The organism is Limnohabitans sp. Jir72, assembly GCF_003063575.1.
Lineage (GTDB): Bacteria > Pseudomonadota > Gammaproteobacteria > Burkholderiales > Burkholderiaceae_C > Limnohabitans_A.
Genome location: NZ_NESC01000011.1, coordinates 88,487 through 107,354, shown reverse-complemented (window position 1 = coordinate 107,354; position 18,868 = coordinate 88,487). Strand labels below are relative to the sequence as shown.

General features: G+C 61.8%; 17 protein-coding genes. 9 read left to right on the top strand and 8 right to left on the bottom strand.

Annotated features, from left to right (window positions below):
• Window positions 1-100: 100 nt before the first annotated feature.
• Window positions 101-631 (bottom strand): helix-turn-helix domain-containing protein, encoded by a 531-nt coding sequence (locus B9Z52_RS14950; protein ID WP_108411841.1) that lies wholly within the window; start codon window positions 629-631, stop codon window positions 101-103.
• An 84-nt stretch (window positions 632-715) separates the two neighbouring features.
• Complete coding sequence (locus B9Z52_RS14945) at window positions 716-2,374, bottom strand: acyl-CoA synthetase (protein ID WP_108414645.1); 1,659 nt, start codon at window positions 2,372-2,374, stop codon at window positions 716-718.
• 128 nt (window positions 2,375-2,502) lie between these two features.
• On the opposite strand from B9Z52_RS14945, the gene dnaG reads away from it, so the two are divergent.
• Window positions 2,503-4,557 (top strand): DNA primase, encoded by a 2,055-nt coding sequence (dnaG, locus tag B9Z52_RS14940; protein ID WP_108414644.1) that lies wholly within the window; start codon window positions 2,503-2,505, stop codon window positions 4,555-4,557.
• 97 nt (window positions 4,558-4,654) lie between these two features.
• Here dnaG and cysE read toward each other — a convergent pair whose 3' ends face one another.
• Both cysE and B9Z52_RS14930 read right to left on the bottom strand, forming a co-directional pair.
• On the bottom strand, window positions 4,655-5,422 hold the full coding sequence (gene cysE, locus B9Z52_RS14935) for a serine O-acetyltransferase (protein WP_108414643.1): 768 nt from the start codon (window positions 5,420-5,422) through the stop codon (window positions 4,655-4,657).
• A gap of 9 nt (window positions 5,423-5,431) precedes the next feature.
• Complete coding sequence (locus tag B9Z52_RS14930) at window positions 5,432-6,163, bottom strand: RNA methyltransferase (protein ID WP_108414658.1); 732 nt, start codon at window positions 6,161-6,163, stop codon at window positions 5,432-5,434.
• Window positions 6,164-6,312: 149 nt separating this feature from the next.
• Here B9Z52_RS14930 and B9Z52_RS14925 point away from each other — a divergent pair, with 149 nt between their 5' ends.
• From B9Z52_RS14925 to B9Z52_RS14910, 4 genes are all read left to right on the top strand, one after another.
• Window positions 6,313-7,257, top strand: a complete 945-nt coding sequence (locus B9Z52_RS14925) for an inositol monophosphatase family protein (protein WP_108414642.1) — start codon at window positions 6,313-6,315, stop codon at window positions 7,255-7,257.
• Window positions 7,258-7,260: 3 nt separating this feature from the next.
• Window positions 7,261-9,888 (top strand): DNA mismatch repair protein MutS, encoded by a 2,628-nt coding sequence (mutS, locus tag B9Z52_RS14920; protein WP_108414641.1) that lies wholly within the window; start codon window positions 7,261-7,263, stop codon window positions 9,886-9,888.
• Between the two features lie 11 nt (window positions 9,889-9,899).
• Complete coding sequence (locus B9Z52_RS14915; protein WP_108414640.1) at window positions 9,900-10,727, top strand: proteasome-type protease; 828 nt, start codon at window positions 9,900-9,902, stop codon at window positions 10,725-10,727.
• 145 nt (window positions 10,728-10,872) lie between these two features.
• Window positions 10,873-11,676: an alpha/beta fold hydrolase gene (locus B9Z52_RS14910; RefSeq protein ID WP_108414639.1), complete on the top strand. Its 804-nt coding sequence runs from the start codon at window positions 10,873-10,875 to the stop codon at window positions 11,674-11,676.
• Between the two features lie 131 nt (window positions 11,677-11,807).
• Here the strand turns inward: B9Z52_RS14910 and B9Z52_RS14905 are convergent, their stop codons facing one another.
• Entirely contained in the window at window positions 11,808-12,632 is an 825-nt protein-coding gene (locus B9Z52_RS14905) for an undecaprenyl-diphosphate phosphatase (RefSeq protein WP_108414638.1), read from the bottom strand.
• Between the two features lie 191 nt (window positions 12,633-12,823).
• On the opposite strand from B9Z52_RS14905, the gene B9Z52_RS14900 reads away from it, so the two are divergent.
• The 4 genes from B9Z52_RS14900 (at window position 12,824) to B9Z52_RS14885 (ending at window position 16,052) form a co-directional block, all read left to right on the top strand.
• Complete coding sequence (locus B9Z52_RS14900; RefSeq protein ID WP_108414657.1) at window positions 12,824-13,219, top strand: DUF2306 domain-containing protein; 396 nt, start codon at window positions 12,824-12,826, stop codon at window positions 13,217-13,219.
• Window positions 13,220-13,271: 52 nt separating this feature from the next.
• Window positions 13,272-13,790, top strand: a complete 519-nt coding sequence (locus B9Z52_RS14895; protein WP_108414637.1) for a DUF6622 family protein — start codon at window positions 13,272-13,274, stop codon at window positions 13,788-13,790.
• A 334-nt stretch (window positions 13,791-14,124) separates the two neighbouring features.
• Window positions 14,125-15,240 carry a sensor histidine kinase gene (locus tag B9Z52_RS14890; RefSeq protein WP_158270570.1) on the top strand — a complete coding sequence of 372 codons (1,116 nt, stop codon included), beginning with the start codon at window positions 14,125-14,127 and terminating at the stop codon, window positions 15,238-15,240.
• A complete protein-coding gene (locus B9Z52_RS14885) occupies window positions 15,237-16,052 on the top strand; it encodes a LytTR family DNA-binding domain-containing protein (RefSeq protein ID WP_108414635.1) in 816 nt (271 codons plus the stop codon). The genes B9Z52_RS14890 and B9Z52_RS14885 overlap by 4 nt, the downstream gene beginning before the upstream one ends.
• A 28-nt stretch (window positions 16,053-16,080) precedes the next feature.
• On the opposite strand, the gene B9Z52_RS14880 is transcribed toward B9Z52_RS14885, so the two are convergent.
• The 3 genes from B9Z52_RS14880 to B9Z52_RS14870 form a co-directional block, all read right to left on the bottom strand.
• The gene (locus B9Z52_RS14880) at window positions 16,081-17,319 is read right to left on the bottom strand and encodes an MFS transporter (protein ID WP_233251979.1); all 1,239 of its coding nucleotides are present in this window, start codon (window positions 17,317-17,319) and stop codon (window positions 16,081-16,083) included.
• Entirely contained in the window at window positions 17,312-18,019 is a 708-nt protein-coding gene (locus B9Z52_RS14875) for a DUF2239 family protein (protein WP_108414634.1), read from the bottom strand. Before B9Z52_RS14875 ends, B9Z52_RS14880 begins: the two co-directional genes overlap by 8 nt.
• A 332-nt stretch (window positions 18,020-18,351) precedes the next feature.
• Window positions 18,352-18,720, bottom strand: coding sequence for a hypothetical protein (locus B9Z52_RS14870; RefSeq protein WP_108414633.1), 369 nt, complete (start codon window positions 18,718-18,720; stop codon window positions 18,352-18,354).
• Window positions 18,721-18,868: the final 148 nt, after the last annotated feature.

The following is an 18,868-nucleotide window of genomic DNA, read 5'->3' as shown; positions in this document are numbered from 1 at the left end:
GCATGCCTTTGCAGCGCCTTGACTTGGTAGTAAAACGTGCTGCGAGGCAGCTCGGCCACCTGGAGCAAAGTGGCCAAGGGGTGATGCTGCCTTAGTTCGATCAGGGCTTTCGCTTTGTCTGCGCAGCCTGCTGCTTGGCTCGAACTAAGGCATCCAACTTTTTTAGATAAGCCACCTCCGCTCGCAAGTACTCATTTTCGCGTTGCAGCTCTTGCAACGTTTTGTCCTGCACGGGCTGCTCGCTAGAGGGCGTAGTGGGTTCGGGAGGTTTCATCGGTTTTGGGCGCCCTCGGGGCTTGGGAGCTAATGCTGTGATACCGCCCTCATGGTACTTGCGCTCCCAATCCGAGACAACTCCAGTGCCCCCGCGCAGATCAAACAAGTGAATGGTCTGGTTAAACGAAAGCTCTTCGCGCCACATGTGCTCTAGGACACGCAGCTTAAATTCAGCGCTGTAATGACTGGACTTCTTGGTTAGCCCACTATCGCCGTTTTGAAGAAAGGCGCCCACCCAATGCCGTATCTGTCCATCATTGACTCCGTACTTGGCAGAAAGCTTTGTGTAGCCACCCCCACCGGCTAAGTAATCTTGAACAACAGATTTTTTAAATTTCTCGTCGTACTTCGTCATGAAAAACACCCCAAAGGTTGGATTGGTGTCCAACTTTTGGGGTGCAGTTCACAATGTGGCTTTTTCTTTGGCGACTGACCGCTGTTACACATCGATCGCTGCGGCGGACCCCGCCAGTTTGCGCAGCTCGAACTTCTGGATCTTGCCGGTGCTGGTTTTGGGCAACTCGCCAAACACCACCGCACGCGGCACCTTAAAACCCGCCAGGTGCTGCTTGCAGTGCGCCACGATCTGCTCGGGCGTGGTTTGCGCTCCGGCTTTGAGCTCCACAAAGGCGCAAGGCGTCTCGCCCCAGCGGGCATCAGGCTTGGCTACCACAGCGGCAGCCAACACATCGGGGTGGCGGTACAGCACATCTTCGACCTCGATTGACGAGATATTCTCGCCGCCCGAGATGATGATGTCCTTGCTGCGGTCCTTGATCTTGATGTAACCGTCGGGGTACTGCACCGCCAGGTCGCCGCTGTGGAACCAGCCACCCGCAAACGCCTCTTGCGTGGCCTTGGGGTTCTTGAGGTAACCCTTCATGGCGATGTTGCCCTTGAACATGATCTCGCCCATGGTCTCGCCGTCTTGCGGCACGGGCTGCATGGTTTCGGGGTCGAGCACGCGCACATCGCGCTCCAGGTGGTAACGCACACCCTGGCGGGCGTTCAAGCGGGCGCGCTCGCCAATGTCGAGCGCGTCCCACTCAGGGTGCTTGGGGCACACGGTGGCGGGGCCGTAGACCTCGGTCAGGCCATACACATGGGTCAAGTCAAAACCCATCTGTTCCATGCCTTCGATCATGGATGCGGGTGGCGCAGCGCCCGCCACCATGGCCTTGATGCCGGCAGGCACCCCCGCTTTCATGGCTGCCGAGGCGTTGACCAGCAGGCCGTGCACGATGGGGGCACCGCAGTAATGCGTGACGCCATGGTCGCGCATGGCGTCGAACATGGCCTGCGCGTCCACCTTGCGCAAACACACGTTCACGCCCGCACGTGCCGCCACCGTCCACGGAAAGCACCAACCGTTGCAATGGAACATGGGCAGCGTCCACAAATAGGCCGCATGCTTGGGCATGTCCCATTCCAGAATGTTCGAGATCGCGTTCGTCGCCGCACCCCGGTGGTGGTAGACCACGCCCTTGGGGTTGCCCGTGGTGCCGCTGGTGTAGTTCAGCGCAATCGCGTCCCACTCGTTGGCGGGCAGGCTCCAGGCAAAGTTGCCGTCTCCCCGGGCCACAAAAGCTTCATAAGTCACTGACCCCAGCTTTTCGCTTGGGCCGGTGTACAACGCGTCCTCCACGTCGATCACCAGCAAGGGCCGTGTGGACTGGCGCAGCGCCAAGGCTTTTTTCATCACGCCCGCAAACTCCGGGTCCACGATCACCGCCTTGGCCTCGCCGTGGTCCAGCATGAAAGCCACCGTCTCCGGGTCCAGTCGGGTGTTCAGAGCGTTGAGCACTGCCCCTGCCATGGGAATGCCAAAGTGCGCCTCCACCATGGGCGGCGTGTTGGGCAGCATCACGGCCACCGTGTCGTTCTTGCCAATGCCTGCCTGCGCCAAGGCACTGGCCAACTGGCGGCTGCGGCGGTAGGTGCTGGCCCAGTCTTGGCGCACATCGCCGTGCACGATGGCCAAACGCGTGGGGTACACCTCGGCCGTGCGCTCGATGAAACTCAGCGGTGAAATCGGCGCGTGGTTGGCAGGGGTCTGGGGCAAATCCTGGTCGAAGATGCTGACTTGGGTATCGGTCATGGAAGGGTCCTGTTTCGGCTGACGGTCAGATGTTGAACAGTTTGCCTGACCCGGGGCTGAAAGCCATGCTGGTTTGCCCCGAAACCCGTGCGGAATGAACCGCCCTTATCGGCGAAAATAGCTCCCTTATGGCCATCCCCCAGTCTTTCATCCAAGAGTTGCTGTCCCGTGTCGACGTCGTCGACATCGTGGGCAAATACGTGCAGCTCAAGAAAGGCGGCGCCAACTTCATGGGCCTTTGCCCCTTCCATGGCGAAAAATCACCCAGCTTCAGCGTCAGTCCCACCAAGCAGTTTTTCCACTGCTTTGGCTGCGGCAAGAACGGCAACGCCATTGGTTTCCTGATGGAGCACGCGGGCATGACCTTCATCGAGGCGGTGAAAGACCTGGCCCAACAAACGGGCATGGTGGTGCCCGAAGAACAGCAATCACCCGAAGACCGTGCACGCGCTGCAGCCCAAAAGGCCAAGCAAGACAGCCTGAGCGATGTGCTGGAAAAAGCCGGGCAAGCCTACCGCGACCAACTCAAGATCACCCCGCACGCCATCGACTACCTCAAAGGCCGGGGCCTGTCCGGCCAGATCGCCAAGCGCTTTGGCCTGGGCTACGCGCCCGAGGGGTGGCGCTCTCTGGCCAGCGTCTTCCCCAAATACGACGACCCGCTCTTGGCCGAATCTGGCCTGGTCATCGTCAACGAAGAAGACGACAAGCGCTACGACCGTTTTCGCGACCGCATCATGTTCCCCATCCGCAACATCAAGGGCGAATGCATCGGCTTTGGCGGACGGGTGATCGGCAGCGGTACCCCAAAATATTTGAATTCGCCCGAAACCCCGGTGTTCCACAAAGGCCGCGAGCTGTATGGCCTCTACGAAGCCCGCGAAGCCCTGCACAGCGCAGGCTATGTGCTGGTGACCGAAGGCTACATGGACGTGGTGGCCCTGGCCCAACTGGGCTTTGCCAACGCGGTGGCCACGCTGGGCACGGCCTGCACGCCCGACCATGTGCAAAAGCTGTTCCGCTTCACCGACGCGGTGGTCTTCAGCTTTGACGGCGACGGTGCAGGCCGACGCGCTGCCCGCAAGGCGCTCGACGGCGCCCTGCCCTACGCCACCGATGTGCGCAGCATCAAGTTTTTGTTCTTGCCCGCCGAGCACGACCCCGACAGCTATGTGCGCGAATTTGGCCAAGAGGCTTTTGCCGAGCAGATCAAACAGGCCATGCCCCTGTCACGCTTTTTGATCGAAGCGGCCAGCGCCGACTGCGATCTGCAAACCGCCGAAGGCCGCGCCAGACTGTCCAGTCAGGCCCGTCCGCTGTGGCAACTGCTGCCCGAAGGTGCGCTCAAACAGCAATTGCTGTCAGAGCTGGCGCAACTCATCCAGCTGGAAACGGCAGGCTTGGAAAAACTTTGGGGCCAACAAGCGGCCAGTGACCAACGCTTTGCGCCCGGTGCACGCAGCGCTGCCGCCCCTGCAGCTGCTTCGGCCAACGCGTCCTTCAGCCAAGCTGACAGTGCCGGGCACGACGAGTACCCGAACTACGAGCCTCACTACGGCGAGCCTTCGACCTGGTCGGGCAACACCGGTTTTGCACCCGCCAGCGGCAGCCACTGGAAAAGCAAAAACCCCAACTGGACACCGAACTGGAAAGGCGGCAACAGCCGCTTCAAGCGCGACCAACCACCACCCTACACGGGCCCGCGCACCATCCCCGCCAGCCGTGCCGACCATGCGGCCCGCTTGCTGCTGGGCAATATGGCCCTGTGGGAAACACTGGCCGGTGAAGACCACGCCATGCTGTGCGCCCTGCCCGAGCCACACGGCCCCTTGTTCGTCTGGCTCGAATCGCAATTCCATGAACACGGGGCCCTGGGCTGGTCTGCGCTGCAAGGCGAGATGCAAGCCCAAGCCTTTGCCTATGACGCCAAGCGCTGGATGGCTCAGGACAATCTGGGCACCATACCCGGCCAGGAAGAGGCTACCCCGCCCGAGCCGCAAGAGGCCCGGCAAGAGCTGCGCAGACTGCTCAACATGATGTTGATCGACCGCTTGAAGCAACTCGAAACCGAAGCCCTGACACAGGCCAGCTCAGGCCAAGACCCCGAAGCCCAACAACGTTGGCGCAGCCTGCATGAACGACGCAAGGAACTGATGGCGACATCGGCGATCACCACGCTGTGATAAGGCCAAGGTGAACGCCTTCCTTTTGTGATCGCGAACCTAGCGGGGCGCTGCAGTTCGTCAACAGGCCCACAAAAGCTGTGCGCTGAGCTAAAGATTACTTGCCCACCAACTGATTGAGCTTGTCGGCCTCAAAGTTCTCATGCGTGGCGGCCTCGCGTGGCAGGTGCACTTGCTGGTGCGCGCACAGCTCCTCCAGCGCTTTCCAGATCATGGCAATCTGGTGTTCCTGACCGGCGGCATTGTCGATCAAGCCGCGCATGGCCTGGCTCAGCGGGTCGTCGTCCTGGGTGATGCCATAGGCATTGAACTTGGGTTGCGCGCTCGACACATCAGCGCTCTCGCCCGACTTGGAGGGGATGATCCGGGCGGGAATGCCCACAGCCGTTGCCCCGGCGGGGACGGGCTTGATCACCACCGCGTTGCTGCCGATCTTGGCGCCGTCGCCCACTTCAAAGCCGCCCAGCACCTTGGCCCCAGCACTCACCACCACGTCTTTACCCAATGTGGGATGGCGTTTGGCCCCTTTGTACAGGGATGTGCCGCCCAAGGTCACACCTTGGTAAATGGTGCAGCCGTCGCCAATTTCGGCCGTCTCACCCACCACCACGCCCATGGCGTGGTCAAAAAACACCCGCTCGCCAATCTTGGCGCCAGGGTGAATCTCGATCCCAGTGAGCCCACGCGAAATGTGCGAGATGAAACGCCCCAACCATTTGAAGCCGTGGTTCCAGCACCAGTGCGCACGGCGGTGCAATACCAAAGCGTGCAAACCGGGGTAACAAGTCAAGACCTCCCAAGCGGTGCGGGCCGCAGGGTCCCGGTCAAGGATGCACTGGATGTCGGAGCGAAGGCGAGAAAACATAGCCCTAGTCTATCGCTTGGCCTGAGTAGCCTGGATCATGGCCTTGGCCACCCCACGCAGGATGTGGATTTCCTCCGGGCTCAGTTCCGCCCGGTTGAACAACTGGTTCAAACGGGGCATCAGCTTTTTGGGTGCGGCCGGGTCCAGAAAACCAATGTCGGTCAACGCCTGCTCCCAATGGCCGAGCATGCCTGCCACCTGCTGGGCATCGGCCTTGTCGGCAGGTGCGATCACGCCCTGCACCGGAAAACCGCCCAAAGCCACCCGCCAGTCGTAGGCGACCACCTGGATGGCCGAGCCCAGATTGAGCGAGCCGAACTGCGGATTCGTCGGGATCGACAAGGCCACGTTGCAGCGGTAAACGTCTTCGTTTTTCATGCCAAAGCGCTCGGAGCCGAACAAGAAGGCCACGCATTGCTCGGGTGCGCCGGGCTTCGTCAGCTCGGCAAAGTGCTCACGCGGCGAGCGGGTGGGTGGGCCAAAGTCGCGCGGCGTCATGGCGGTGGCGCACAGGTGGGTCACACCGTCCAGGGCTTCGTCCAGCGTCTCCACCACACGGGCGTTGGCCAGCACATCATTGGCCCCGCTGGCGCGCTGGATGGTTTCTTCCTTGCGCAGCACATTGGCCCAGCGCGGCTTGACCAACACCAGGTCGTCAAAGCCCATGACCTTCATGGCCCGGGCGGCTGCGCCCACATTGCCAGCATGGCTGGTTTCTATCAGGATGAATCGCGTTTTCATGCCCTGATTGTCCATGCAAGACCCACTGCCTCCGAGACAAACCACACCATCTGGCCCAAAAGTGCGCCACAAAGGCCCGATTTCATGGGAAAATCAGCGCTTCGCCACCGTGATCGTGCGGCGGCCAGTCCAGGTTCTTCACACAATTTATGTCGTCCAATCTCCACCCCATGCTCAACGTGGCCGTCAAGGCTGCGCGCGCCGCTGGCGCCATCATCAACCGCGCCGCGCTCGACGTTGAAGCGGTCCGCATCTCGCAAAAGCAAGTCAACGACTTCGTGACCGAGGTCGACCATGCGAGTGAAAAAGTCATCATCGACACCTTGCTGACCGCCTACCCTGACCACGGCATCCTGGCCGAAGAGTCGGGCAGCACACACGGCAACCCCCACGCTGACCACATCTGGATCATCGACCCCTTGGACGGCACGACCAACTTCATCCACGGCTTCCCTATTTACTGCGTGAGCATTGCCCTGCAAGTGCGCGGCAAGATCGAGCAAGCTGTCATTTACGACCCCACCCGCAACGACCTGTTCACCGCCACCAAAGGCCGTGGCGCCTTCATGAACGACCGCCGCCTGCGTGTGAGCAAGCGCATTCGCCTGCAGGAATGCATCATCTCCACCGGTTTCCCCTTCCGCAAGGGCGACAACTTCAACCAATACCTGCGCATGATGGGCGACGTGATGCAGCGCACCGCCGGCCTGCGCCGCCCCGGCTCGGCCGCACTCGACCTGGCCTATGTGGCCGCTGGTTTCACCGACGGTTTCTTTGAAACAGGCCTCTCGCCTTGGGACGTGGCTGCAGGATCGCTGCTGGTCACCGAAGCCGGTGGCCTGATCGGCAACTTCACCGGCGAGTCCGACTTTTTGGAACAAAAAGAATGCCTGGCCGGTGCGCCGCGCATCTACGGCCAATTGGTCAGCATCTTGGGCAAGTTCAGCAAGTTCGCCAACGCTGGCGACAAAGCCGCTGTGCGCAGCGCTGTCGAGACCCTGAGCCGCGAACGCACCTCGGACAGCCATGACCCGGAAGCCGAAGCCCAAGACGCTGCGGCCGAAGGCGACGAACCCAAAGACGCACCGTTTTAAGCCATGAGCGCGCTCGACCTGAGTGCCCACACCCCCATGATGGCCCAGTACTTGGGCATCAAGGCGGAGTTCCCTGACACGCTGGTGTTCTACCGCATGGGCGACTTTTACGAGTTGTTCTTTGCCGACGCTGAAAAAGCCGCCGGCCTGCTCGACATCACCTTGACGCGCCGGGGCCAGTCCGCTGGCCAACCGGTGGTCATGGCGGGCGTGCCCTTCCATTCGGTCGAGACGTATCTGGCCCGGCTCATCAAACTGGGCGAATCGGTCGCCCTGTGTGAACAGGTCGGCGATGTGGCCACGGCCAAAGGCCCGGTGGAGCGCAAAGTGGTGCGCGTGGTCACCCCCGGCACACTCACCGACACCGAACTGCTGCCCGACAAGAGCGAAGCCATCTTGCTGGCCGTGCACCAGGCCGCCAAAAACCGTTGCGGCCTGGCTTGGCTGAGCATCACACAAGGCGTGGTGCATTTGGCCGAATGTGCGCAAGACGAACTGGCCGACTGGGTTGACCGCATCAGCCCCAGCGAGCTGCTGGCCAGCGCGGGCATGACGCCCACGTTTGAGCAAAAACTGCGCGGCCTCAAAACCGCCGGGCGCGGCAGCTGGGCACTGGCCCTGCGGCCAGATTTTCAGTTTGACGCAGGCTTGGGCCAGCGCAAGCTGCGCGAACAACTGCAAGCCGCATCGCTGGCCGCCTGGAGCGCCGAGGCGCTGGCCGACGCGCATGCCGCCGCCGCTGCGCTGCTCACCTATGCCGAGCACACCCAAGGCCGCACATTGCCGCATGTGCAGCGCGTGCAAGTTCAGCGCTCTGACGCGCTGATCGACCTGCCCGCCAGCACGCGCCGCAATCTGGAGCTGACGCAAACCCTGCGAGGCGAGGATTCACCCACGCTGTTTTCGCTGCTGGACACCTGCATGACCGGCATGGGCAGCCGCTTGCTCAAAAGCTGGCTGCTGAGCCCGCCGCGTGACCGGCAGGTCGCCATCGACCGCCTGCAAGCGCAAGCTGTGCTGCGCGGCGAGAGCGGCGCAGGCCCCTGGAGCAGCCTGCGCGAACAACTCAAGGGCACAAGCGACGTGGAACGCATCACCGCCCGCACCGCGCTGCGCCAAGTGCGCCCACGTGAGCTGGTGGCGCTGCGCCATGCGCTGGCGCGTGCGGCTTCGCTGTCCACGCAACTGCAAGCCCTTCAGCCCGAGCCCGGCAGCTTGCTGGCCGGCATGGCCCGCTGGCTGACCCCGCCCACAAACTGCGCCGAGCTGTTGCAAATGGCCCTGCTCGAAGTGCCCGCTGCGCTGGTGCGCGACGGCGGCGTGATCGCCGACGGCATGGACGCCGAGCTGGACGAGCTGCGCGGCATCCAGACCAACTGCGATGCGTTTTTGTTGGACCTGGAAACCCGCGAAAAAGAGCGCACCGGCATTGCCAACCTGCGCGTGCAGTTCAACAAGGTGCATGGCTTTTACATCGAGGTCACGCAAGGCCAACTCGACAAAGTGCCGGACGACTACCGCCGCCGCCAAACCCTGAAAAACGCCGAGCGCTTCATCACGCCCGAGCTGAAAACCTTTGAAGACAAAGCCCTGTCTGCCCAAGAGCGGGCGCTGGCCCGCGAGAAGTGGCTGTATGAAGGCCTGCTCGACCAGCTGCAGCCCTTTGTGCCCGCGCTCACCGCTTTGGCGCAAGCCATGGCATCGCTCGACGTGCTGTGTGCACTGACCGAGCGCTCTTTGACACTCAATTGGTGTGCGCCCGAGTTCAGCAAAGAGCCTTGCATCGAAATCCGCCAAGGTCGCCACCCTGTGGTCGAAGCACGCTTGGCCGAGCTGTCGGGTGCCAGCTTCATCGCCAACGACACGGTGCTGGGCAGCAAGCAGCGCCTGCAAATCATCACCGGCCCCAACATGGGCGGTAAATCGACCTACATGCGCCAGGTGGCACTGATCGTGCTTTTGGCCAGCATCGGCAGCCATGTGCCCGCCAGCCGCTGCCGCCTCGGCCCCATCGACGCCATCCACACCCGAATCGGCGCGGCCGACGACCTGGCCAACGCCCAATCGACCTTCATGCTGGAGATGACCGAAGCCGCGCAAATCTTGCACAGCGCCACACCCCACAGCCTGGTGCTGATGGACGAGATCGGGCGTGGCACCTCGACTTTTGATGGCCTGGCCCTGGCCAGCGGCATCGCCACGCACCTGCACAACAAAACGCAGGCCTTTGCGCTCTTTGCCACGCACTACTTTGAGCTGACCGAGTTCCCGGCCACGCACACCGCCGCCGTCAACATGCATGTGAGCGCGGCCGAATCGGGCGCGTCCATCGTGTTCTTGCACGAGCTGCAACCCGGCCCGGCCAGCAAAAGTTATGGCGTGCAGGTGGCGCGGCTGGCGGGTATGCCTGCGGCGGTGCTCAACCACGCGCGCCATGCGCTGAGCGCGCTCGAATCGGGCGCCCAAGATGCACGCGCTCAGGTGGACCTGTTTGCCGCCCCGCCGGAGACCGAAGCCGCTGGCCCCTCACCTGTGGAAGCGGCCCTGGCCCAAATCAACCCCGACGCTTTGAGCCCCCGCGAGGCGCTCGATGCCCTGTATGCCTTGCAGCGTTTGCTGCCCAAAAATTAAAGAGCTGATCCATGACTTATTGCGTTGCCGTCAAAACCCGCGCCGGTTTGGTGTTCCTCTCTGATTCCCGCACCAATGCGGGCCTGGACCAAATCAGCACCTTCCGCAAAATGATCGTCTATGAAAAAGCGGGCGACCGTTTCATGACGCTGCTGTCAGCAGGCAACCTGAGCATTTCGCAGTCGGTGCGCGAAGTGCTGCAAATCGAAAAACTGGTCGAACCCGGCCAGGACGAGCCACTGACCATCTGGAACGCCAAGAGCATGTTCGACGCCACCCGCGTGCTGGGCGCGGCCGTGCGCCGGGTGTACGAGCGCGACGCCGCTGCACTGCGGGCTTCGGGCGTGGAGTTCAACGTGTCCATGATTTTTGGTGGCCAGATCGGCGGCGAAGGCATGCGCCTCTTCCAGGTCTATTCGCCCGGCAACTTCATCGAAGCCACCGACGAGACGCCCTACTTCCAGATTGGCGAATCCAAATACGGCAAGCCTGTGCTCGACCGCGTCATCACCCCCGACACCCCGCTGGACGAAGCCGCCAAATGCGCCCTGGTGTCGATGGACTCAACCCTCAAGTCCAACCTGTCGGTGGGCCTGCCGCTGGACATGGTGGTCTACAAAGCGGGCAGCCTGCACACCGATCGCATCATGTGCATCGACGAGCACAACCCTTACTTTCAGATGTTGCGCAGCAGCTGGGGCGACAAGCTGCGCCAGATGTTCGACAGCATCGAAGACCCGATGTGGCACGGCGGCGCGACCGACATCCCACTCATGGTGCCGCCTGTGCGCAACGCCTTGCTCAAGAAGATCACCACGCCCGAAGAAAAACTGATCTGATGGGCACTCGCGTCGCCCACACAGGTTAGCTTCTGCGAAGCCTTGCATCCTGTAGGAGCCCACCCCGTGGGCGATTCAGTCGTCCGAGATTCAAAAGCCATGGCCACAGGGCGTGGCCACCACTGCAACACACACAACGATCCGCATGACCGCCCGCATCATTTTCTCGCACGGCAACAGCTTTCCGGCCAGCACCTACCGCGTCATGCTCGACAGCCTGCGCCAGCGGGGGTTTGACCTCGATGCAGTGGAGATGTTCGGCCACGACCCCAAGTATCCGGTGACCAACAACTGGCCACATCTGGTGCAGCAATTGGCCGACTTTGCGCGTGACAAGCAAGGTGATGGTGCTCCGGCCTTTTTGGTCGGCCACTCGCTGGGCGGCATCCTGAGCCTGATGTGCGCGGCCCGCCACCCCGAGCTGGCGCGTGGCGTGTTGCTGCTCGACTCGCCCGTGCTGGGCGGTTGGCGCGCCACCACGCTGGGTCTGGCCAAACGCACCCCCCTGATCGGGGCGCTGTCACCCGGGCGCATCAGCCAAAAACGCCGCCACCACTGGCCCAGCGCACAGGCCGCGTTGGAGAGTTTCCAGCACAAAAAATCCTTTGCCCACTGGGACCCGCAGGTGCTGCGTGACTACATCGAGTACGGCACGCACGACGCAGGTGGGCAACGGGTCCTGAGTTTTGACCGCGATGTGGAAACCGCGATCTACAACAGCCTGCCTCACAAACTCGACAGCCTGCTCAAACGCAAACCCCTCAAATGCCCCGCCGCATTCATTGGCGGGACGCACTCTGCCGAAATGCGCCAAGCGGGTGCTGAGCTGACCCACAAAGTGGTCAAGGGCCGCATCATGATGCTCGACGGCTCACACCTGTTCCCGATGGAAAAACCGCTGGCCACAGCAGCCGCCATCGAAGCCAGCTTGCGCAACATCGGAGCCTGATCTGTAGGCCGTGGGCCCCAGCGTGCGTTTTGTAGGAGCCCACCCTGCGGGCGATGGGCGTGGAACACGGGCGGCAAGTCATCGCCCACGGGGTGGGCTCCTACAAAGGGACACACCGTCAACGGCAGACCTCAAGCCGCCCAGGTCACCAGCCCGCTGTAGCTGGTGCCCAACACCACCAAGCCAAATACGATCCGGTACCAAGCGAACACCTCAAAGCTGTGGCTCGAGATGAACTTGAGCAGCCAGCGCACACACACCCAAGCGCTGATGAAAGACACGAAGAGGCCAACGCCAAACAAAGGCGCATCGGCCATGCTCAGCAAGGCGCGTTCTTTGTAGAGGCTGTAAGCGCCCGCGCCAATCAGCGTGGGGATCGCCAGATAAAACGAGAAATCGGTCGCCGCCTTGCGCGACAAGCCGAGCAACATGCCGCCAATGATGGTGGCGCCACTGCGGCTGGTGCCCGGGATCATGGCCAGGCACTGCACCAAACCCACCTTGAGGGCATCGCGCCCGCGCATGTCTTCCACCTCGTGAATGCGCACCGTGCTGGCCGGGCGACGCTCAGCCCACAAGATGATGAAGCCACCGATGATGAAGGTGCTGGCCACTACGCCCGGCGTGAACAAATGCGCCTTGATCGCCTTGCCCAGCAGCAAACCCAAAATCACGGCGGGCACAAAGCCGATGAAGACATTGAAGGCAAAACGCTGCGCCGCTGCGCTGTGCGGCAAAGCTTTAATTGTCGAGCTGATCTTTTGCCAGTACACGATGATCACGGCAAAAATCGCGCCGGTCTGGATCGCGATGTCAAACACCTTGGCCTTGTCATCGTCAAAGCCCAGCAAGGCCCCGGCCAGGATCAAATGCCCTGTTGAAGAAATCGGCAAGAACTCGGTCAAACCTTCGACCAGCCCCATCACGGCGGCTTTGAGCAGCAATAAAGTATCCACAAGTACTCCAGAAATTTGAAATGGATTATCGCCTCAGAGTGCGCTTTGACCGGACAAGCTGCGTGCACCGGCTGCCACTCGCACCGCACATTGGCATCTTGCGCCCGGGCCATTGGCTTTCATCGCAAACCCATTTACCTGTGGACACCCCGCAGGCACATTACGGCCAGATCAAAGCTTCAGGACGAAACATGCAACTGACACCCCTTATCGCTGTGCACATGAGCGCCGCCATCACCGCCGTGGTGCTCGGCCCCTTTGCCCTGTGGGCCCGGCTAGGCCGCACCACACGCCCGCGCCTGCACCGCGCCTTGGGCTATGCCTGGGTCACCTGCATGGTTGCGGCGGCCGTGAGTGCCGTGTTCATACGCGACTTCCAATGGCCCAATCTGGCTGGGTACACCCCGATTCACTTGTTCATTCCGCTGACGTTTTTCATGTTGTACCGCGCCTTTGTGTATTTGCTTCAAGGCAACGTTCAGGGCCACCGCCAAAGCATGCAGCGGCTGTACGTCAGTGCGTGTCTCGTCGCTGGCGCATTCACCTTGCTGCCTGGGCGCTACCTGGGCGCTACCTGGGTCAATTGATCTGGTCTGACTGGCTGGGCTTGATTTAATCCATCACACACAAAAAGAATCCATGCAAACACTCCAACACATCCCCGTCTGGGTTTTCGGCCTGCTCATCGGCCTGATCGCTTTGGGCCTGCTGCAAACGCGCACCCGGCACATCCCCAAGCAACGGCTTTTGGGCATCAACATCGCGCTGACGGTATTCACACTGGTGGGGGTCGTCCAGCAGTGGCGACCCACGCCTTGGCTGGCGCTGGGCCTGCTCAGCTGGGCGGCCAGCTGCGCACTTGTGGGCTGGGCCTTGGGCCAAGGCCCAGCACCGACAGGCGCAAGCTACAACGCCGACACCCGGCGCTACACGGTGCCGGGCAGCTGGCTGCCTCTGGCCTTGTTCATAGCGATTTTTGCCTGCAAGTTTGTGGTGGGCATGCTGACCGCTACCGCACCAGAGCACATTCACAGCCTGAACGCAGCCATCGGCATCAGCGCCGTGTATGGCTTGTTTTCGGGGGTGCTCAATGGCCGGGCGTTGCGTTTGCTGAAACTGCCCACACGCCAGAACCTGCGTGTCCCTTTGTCCCCGTAGGGCATCGGCTTCAGCCCAACATGAAACCGTGGCCGCCACCCAAATCCGCGGCGGCTTGCCCAACCCGGCTTTCAGCGACACAGACCGCCAAAAAGCCTTTGACCAAATCGCGTTATTCTTCATGCACAAGCTCTATTGAGCCGGCCTCACGATGTTTGAATTTTCGTGTGCCTTGGAGGCGTCCCATTGACCTTGACCCCGTAGGAGCCCACCCCGTGGGCGATAGGCTGACACACGCCATGCGAACCATCGCCCACGGGGTGGGCTCCTGCACCCAGACATGCTCTATGCCTACCGCTTCAGGACCTCACAAAGCCAGAACAATCATCCCGCCATGACCACCAACTACATTCTTGCCTGGCTGCCCCATAACCAACGCAAACCGCTGCTGAAACGTCTGCTGATCGTGTGGGCGGTTGCGCTGCCGATTGCGGTGGCCACTTGGATAGGCCGCAAAGGCGATGGCATGCCGCACAGTTTTGACATGTCACTGGTGTATTCCTACGCCATCTCCACCTTCATTTGGCTGTTCACCGATGTGGCGCGGTTTGCGTTCAAGGGCGTTCTGCGTTCCCAAGCGCCGTACTACTGGCCGCCCGCGCTGCGTGCGGGCTTGATGATGCTGATCGGCGTACCCATAGGCTATGTATTGGGCACGTTGGTCGGTGATGCGTATGCTGGCTGGTCCACCTGGGATTTGTGGCGTCTCAACACCAACCGCTTTGTCGGCATGCTGGTCAGTGCCATCGTCATCAGCGCCGGGTTTGTGACTTTCTTTTTCCAACGCGGCAAGGCCGAGGCCTTGGCCCAAGAGGTCACACAAGCCCAGCTCATGCTGCTGCAGTCGCAGCTGGAGCCGCACATGCTGTTCAACACGCTGGCGCATTTGCGCGCGCTCATTGGGCACGACACCGAACGTGCCCTGGCGATGCTCGACCACCTGAACGACTACCTGCGCACCACGCTGCAGGCCTCGCGCCAAGTGCTGCACCCGCTGAGCGATGAGTTTTCGCGGCTGGAGGACTACCTGAGCCTGATGGCGATCCGCATGGGGCCGCGATTGAGCTTTGAGCTGGACTTGCCCTCTAGCCTGCACCACACCCAAGTGCCCAGCTTCATCTTGCAACCGCTGGTCGAAAACGCCATCCGCCACGGACTGGAACCCGTCGTAGCTGGTGGCCGAATCGAGGTGCAGGCAAGTGCCGACGGCACACAACTGCTGCTGACCGTGCGCGACAACGGCTTGGGCATCAGCGAACTGGCGCTGGCCGAATCAGGCAGCACTGCCAGCACCAGCGGCACCACTGCATCGTGGGGCCTGGCCCATGTGCGCCAACGCCTGCACACCTTGTATGGCAACCGCGCAGGCATGCACATCAACCCCTTGCGCACTGGCGGCACCTGCGTGGTGCTGACTTTGCCTGTGACAAATCCACACGCCGCCGCATGAACACCCGCCCCACCGCCCTGATCGCCGAAGACGAAGTCCTGCTGGCCCAGGCCCTGCAAACCGAACTGCAAACACTGTGGCCCGATCTGCAAGTGCTGGCCACCGCAGGCGACGGCCTGAGCGCCGTGCAACTGGCGTTGCAACACTGGCCCGATGTGCTGTTTTTTGACATCCGCATGCCCGGCCAAAGTGGCTTGGAGGCCGCAGCCGCCCTGGCCGATGAGTGGCCAGACGACAGGCCCTTTCCGCTGTTGGTGTTCGTCACCGCTTACGACCAATACGCCATCCAGGCGTTTGAAGCGCAGGCGGTGGACTACGTGCTCAAGCCTGTGCGCACAGACCGCCTGGCCCAAACCGTGAGCCGACTGCAAAAGGCCTTGGGCCAGCGCCAGCACAAGCCAGCCACCACGACCGATCTGGACCCGGTGCTGCAACAGCTGCGTGCTCTGTTGAACGCCCCCACCGAGCAACCTCGCCAGCAAGCGCCCTTGCAACTGCTGCAAGCCAGCGTGGGCAACCAGCTGCGCATGGTGCCCGTGGCAGACGTGCTGCGCCTGGAGGCCGCTGACAAATACGTGCGCGTGTTCACCCATGACGGCAGCGAAGTGCTCTTGCGCACCCCGCTCAAAGAACTCATGCAGCGGCTGGACGCCCAGGTCTTTTGGCAAATCCACCGGGGCTCGGTGGTGCGGGCCAGCGCCATCGAGTCGGTCGCCCGCGACGAGTCAGGTCGTCTGAGCCTGAGCTTGAAGGGGCAGCGCGAAAAACTGAACGTGAGTCGCCTTTACGCGCACCTGTTCAAGGCGATGTAAGCAACAAAAGGCCCTGCCCCCACGGCCCTCATGCCGCGTGCAAACGTGCACGCCGATGTCTGCGCAAATGCATCACCGCCAGCGCCAGCGACGCCAGCTGCAAGACCGCGCAAAAGTAAAACGGTGCGCCCATGCGCCAGTCGCCACGCGGCAAGTGCGACACCAGGCCCAGCAAAGGCGCCCCCAGCATAGGGGCCACCACGGCAGTCAGGCTGCTCAGGGCACTGACCGCGCCCATGGTCTGGCCTTGGCTTTTGCTGTCGGCAGCTGAAGAAATCATGCTTTGAACCGAAGCTGTCACCGTGCCACCCAGCAAGTTGATGGCGATGACGGCGTACATCATCCAGCCCTCGGTGGCCGCGCCCCACAGCGTGTAGGCGACGACCGAAGACACCAAGCCCATGATGGCCAGCTTTTGTGGCGCAAAGCGCTTGAGCAAACGGCCCATCAAAACACCCTGCACCAGGACCGCCACAATGCCCACCACGGCCAGCGACCAACCGTTTTCTTGCGGCCCCCAGCCGAACTTGAAGCTGTTGTAGAGCACCCAGACGGTGTAGAGCACAAACTGTGCAAGCCCGCTGAAAGCCACCACACCCACCAGCGGCCCCACGCCTTTGAGCTGCGCCAGCTTTCGAAGCGACGATGCTGGATTGGCCGCACGCCAACTGAACGGCTTGCGCTGCGACATGGGCAAAGACTCGGGCAAAACAAAGTAGCCATAAAGCCAATTGAGCAAGGTCAAGCCGCCCGCCACATAAAACGGCAAATGCAAATTGACCGCGCCCAGCAAGCCGCCCATCACCGGACCGATGATGAAGCCCAAGCCCATCATGGCGCCCAGCAGGCCAAAGCGCTTGGCGCGTTGCTCGGGTGCAGAAATGTCGGCCACATACGCGTTGGCAATGGCCGCATTGGCCTGCATCACGCCGCCCAGAGTGCGCACCGCAATCAAGCCCCACAGCGTGGTGCTCAGGGCCGTGCCAAAAAAGCTCACACCGAGGCCCATGAAGCCCAACAGCAACACAGGCCTGCGCCCATACCGGTCAGACAAAGCGCCCAGCACCGGTGCCGCCAAAAAGTTGGCAGCCCCAAACGCCACTGCCGCCACACCATACCAATAGGCTTGGTCGGCCTGGCTGGTGGCGAAACTGCCCACCAAAGCGGGCAGGACCGGAATGATGATGCCAATGGCGGCCATGTCGATGAGCACGGCCAACATGATGAAAGGCATCGCGGCCTCTCTGGAACGAAACTTTTCACGCATGGGGCAACTCCGAAGAACAAGGGGCGTCAGCGGGCATCCAGGCCGCTTGGGCCAGGTGCTGCAAATGGTTTTGGATGTCTTGCGGCCAAGGTGCCAGCAAGGCTTCAAAGCGCGAGCGCTCGGCGGCGAACAGGGCGCGAGCCGCTTCTTCAAAGCCTTCCAGACTGCCCGCCATGGCCGACATGAAGCGGTAAGTGGCCTCTTGCGACAGGCGGCGTTGGTCTTTCGACTGGCTGTCTTGGCGGGCTTGCTCGACCAACTTGCGCAAAGCCACAGAAGCGCCGCCGGGCTGGCTGCTCAGCCAAGCCCAATGGCGCGGCAGCAGCGTCACCTCTCGCGCCACCACGCCCAGCTTGGGGCGGCCTGGGCCAACCTTGGCCGCAACCACGGCTTCGCTGCGAAGGTCTGCACTCGGTTTGTCTGTGGGGGGCGTGCCATCGGTTGAAGTGGCGGCAGAACTCATCATGGCCGGATACGCCAAGGTCAGCCGAGCCACGACCTCTTCAGGTGTGCCGCGAAGGTCAAAGTCCAAGACCTCGCTGCTGCTGGCGTTGAACACCATGTAGCGTGCCAAGGGCCGCGCTTCGGTGGCCGCTTTCATCTGCAAAACCACTTTCGCCAAACCGCCACGGGCCAGGCAACGGCTGCCTTCAAAAGCGATGAATTCAGTGAATACCGCGTCGAGACTGAGAGCGCTCATGCCACACGTCCAATTGCAAAACCACTTATTATACCCGGATCAAAATAAATTACCCAGATTAAATAAACGAACCATTGGAAATGCGTGACGTGTTCACTGCGGCGTATGCCGCATGGGCAGCCAAGCCCAAACCATCTTGGTCAACAGCATGAACCAAGGCGCATGGCGTCCTGGCCAATAAGGCACGCCATGAACACCACATCCCTGCCCATGCGCACATTGCGCTGTCTCAGCGCACTTTTGCTGATGACCAGTCTGGCTCTCACCGGTTGTGCCAACAAAGAGCCCACCCCTGCACGCTGATGCCCCGCGCTGAGATGGGCTGACCAGGCTCAGCGACGCCATCCGCCATGGCCACCAAAACCGCCATGGCCCTCATGACCTTCGTGACCTCCATGGCCATAGCCACGGTAACCCCCAAAACCATAGCCATACACAGGGCGGTAAACCGGTGGTGAATACACGACCTGCGGGGCCATTCGGGGCATGACGACCATGGACGCAGCGCCATAGGGCTGACCATAAACCTGCGGATACACCTGCTGCTGCCCATACACCTGCGGGTAGCCCACTTGCGGCTGGATCATCACCGAAGGCTGAACCAGCATCGGGTGGGCGCAACCGGTCTGAGCAAAAGCCGCCCCGAGCAGACCCAGCAGGTAAGCCGCTTTGGAAATCGAGTGTTTGACAGAAAAACGCATGGATGGACTCCTTGTAGCGGGTCGGCATGGATGGAAAACCGCCGTCCCTGTTCCTCAAGCGCGCCAGCCCTGCATTGGGTGGACCTAGGCCGCTTCACAATGGTGTCTATTCGTAACGCCAGCCTGCAGGAATGCCCCCTGCCAAGGC

Excerpts from the sequence above, each read along its gene's own strand:
- B9Z52_RS14890 (WP_158270570.1), top strand. The coding sequence starts at position 14,125 with ATGACCACCAACTACATTCTTGCCTGGCTGCCCCATAACCAACGCAAA.
- mutS (WP_108414641.1), top strand. The coding sequence starts at position 7,261 with ATGAGCGCGCTCGACCTGAGTGCCCACACCCCCATGATGGCCCAGTAC.
- B9Z52_RS14915 (WP_108414640.1), top strand. The coding sequence starts at position 9,900 with ATGACTTATTGCGTTGCCGTCAAAACCCGCGCCGGTTTGGTGTTCCTC.
- B9Z52_RS14900 (WP_108414657.1), top strand. The coding sequence starts at position 12,824 with ATGCAACTGACACCCCTTATCGCTGTGCACATGAGCGCCGCCATCACC.
- B9Z52_RS14925 (WP_108414642.1), top strand. The coding sequence starts at position 6,313 with ATGTCGTCCAATCTCCACCCCATGCTCAACGTGGCCGTCAAGGCTGCG.
- B9Z52_RS14950 (WP_108411841.1), bottom strand. The coding sequence starts at position 631 with ATGACGAAGTACGACGAGAAATTTAAAAAATCTGTTGTTCAAGATTAC.
- B9Z52_RS14885 (WP_108414635.1), top strand. The coding sequence starts at position 15,237 with ATGAACACCCGCCCCACCGCCCTGATCGCCGAAGACGAAGTCCTGCTG.
- B9Z52_RS14875 (WP_108414634.1), bottom strand. The coding sequence starts at position 18,019 with ATGAGCGCTCTCAGTCTCGACGCGGTATTCACTGAATTCATCGCTTTT.
- dnaG (WP_108414644.1), top strand. The coding sequence starts at position 2,503 with ATGGCCATCCCCCAGTCTTTCATCCAAGAGTTGCTGTCCCGTGTCGAC.
- cysE (WP_108414643.1), bottom strand. The coding sequence starts at position 5,422 with ATGTTTTCTCGCCTTCGCTCCGACATCCAGTGCATCCTTGACCGGGAC.
- B9Z52_RS14910 (WP_108414639.1), top strand. The coding sequence starts at position 10,873 with ATGACCGCCCGCATCATTTTCTCGCACGGCAACAGCTTTCCGGCCAGC.
- B9Z52_RS14945 (WP_108414645.1), bottom strand. The coding sequence starts at position 2,374 with ATGACCGATACCCAAGTCAGCATCTTCGACCAGGATTTGCCCCAGACC.
- B9Z52_RS14895 (WP_108414637.1), top strand. The coding sequence starts at position 13,272 with ATGCAAACACTCCAACACATCCCCGTCTGGGTTTTCGGCCTGCTCATC.
- B9Z52_RS14880 (WP_233251979.1), bottom strand. The coding sequence starts at position 17,319 with ATGCGTGAAAAGTTTCGTTCCAGAGAGGCCGCGATGCCTTTCATCATG.
- B9Z52_RS14870 (WP_108414633.1), bottom strand. The coding sequence starts at position 18,720 with ATGCGTTTTTCTGTCAAACACTCGATTTCCAAAGCGGCTTACCTGCTG.
- B9Z52_RS14930 (WP_108414658.1), bottom strand. The coding sequence starts at position 6,163 with ATGAAAACGCGATTCATCCTGATAGAAACCAGCCATGCTGGCAATGTG.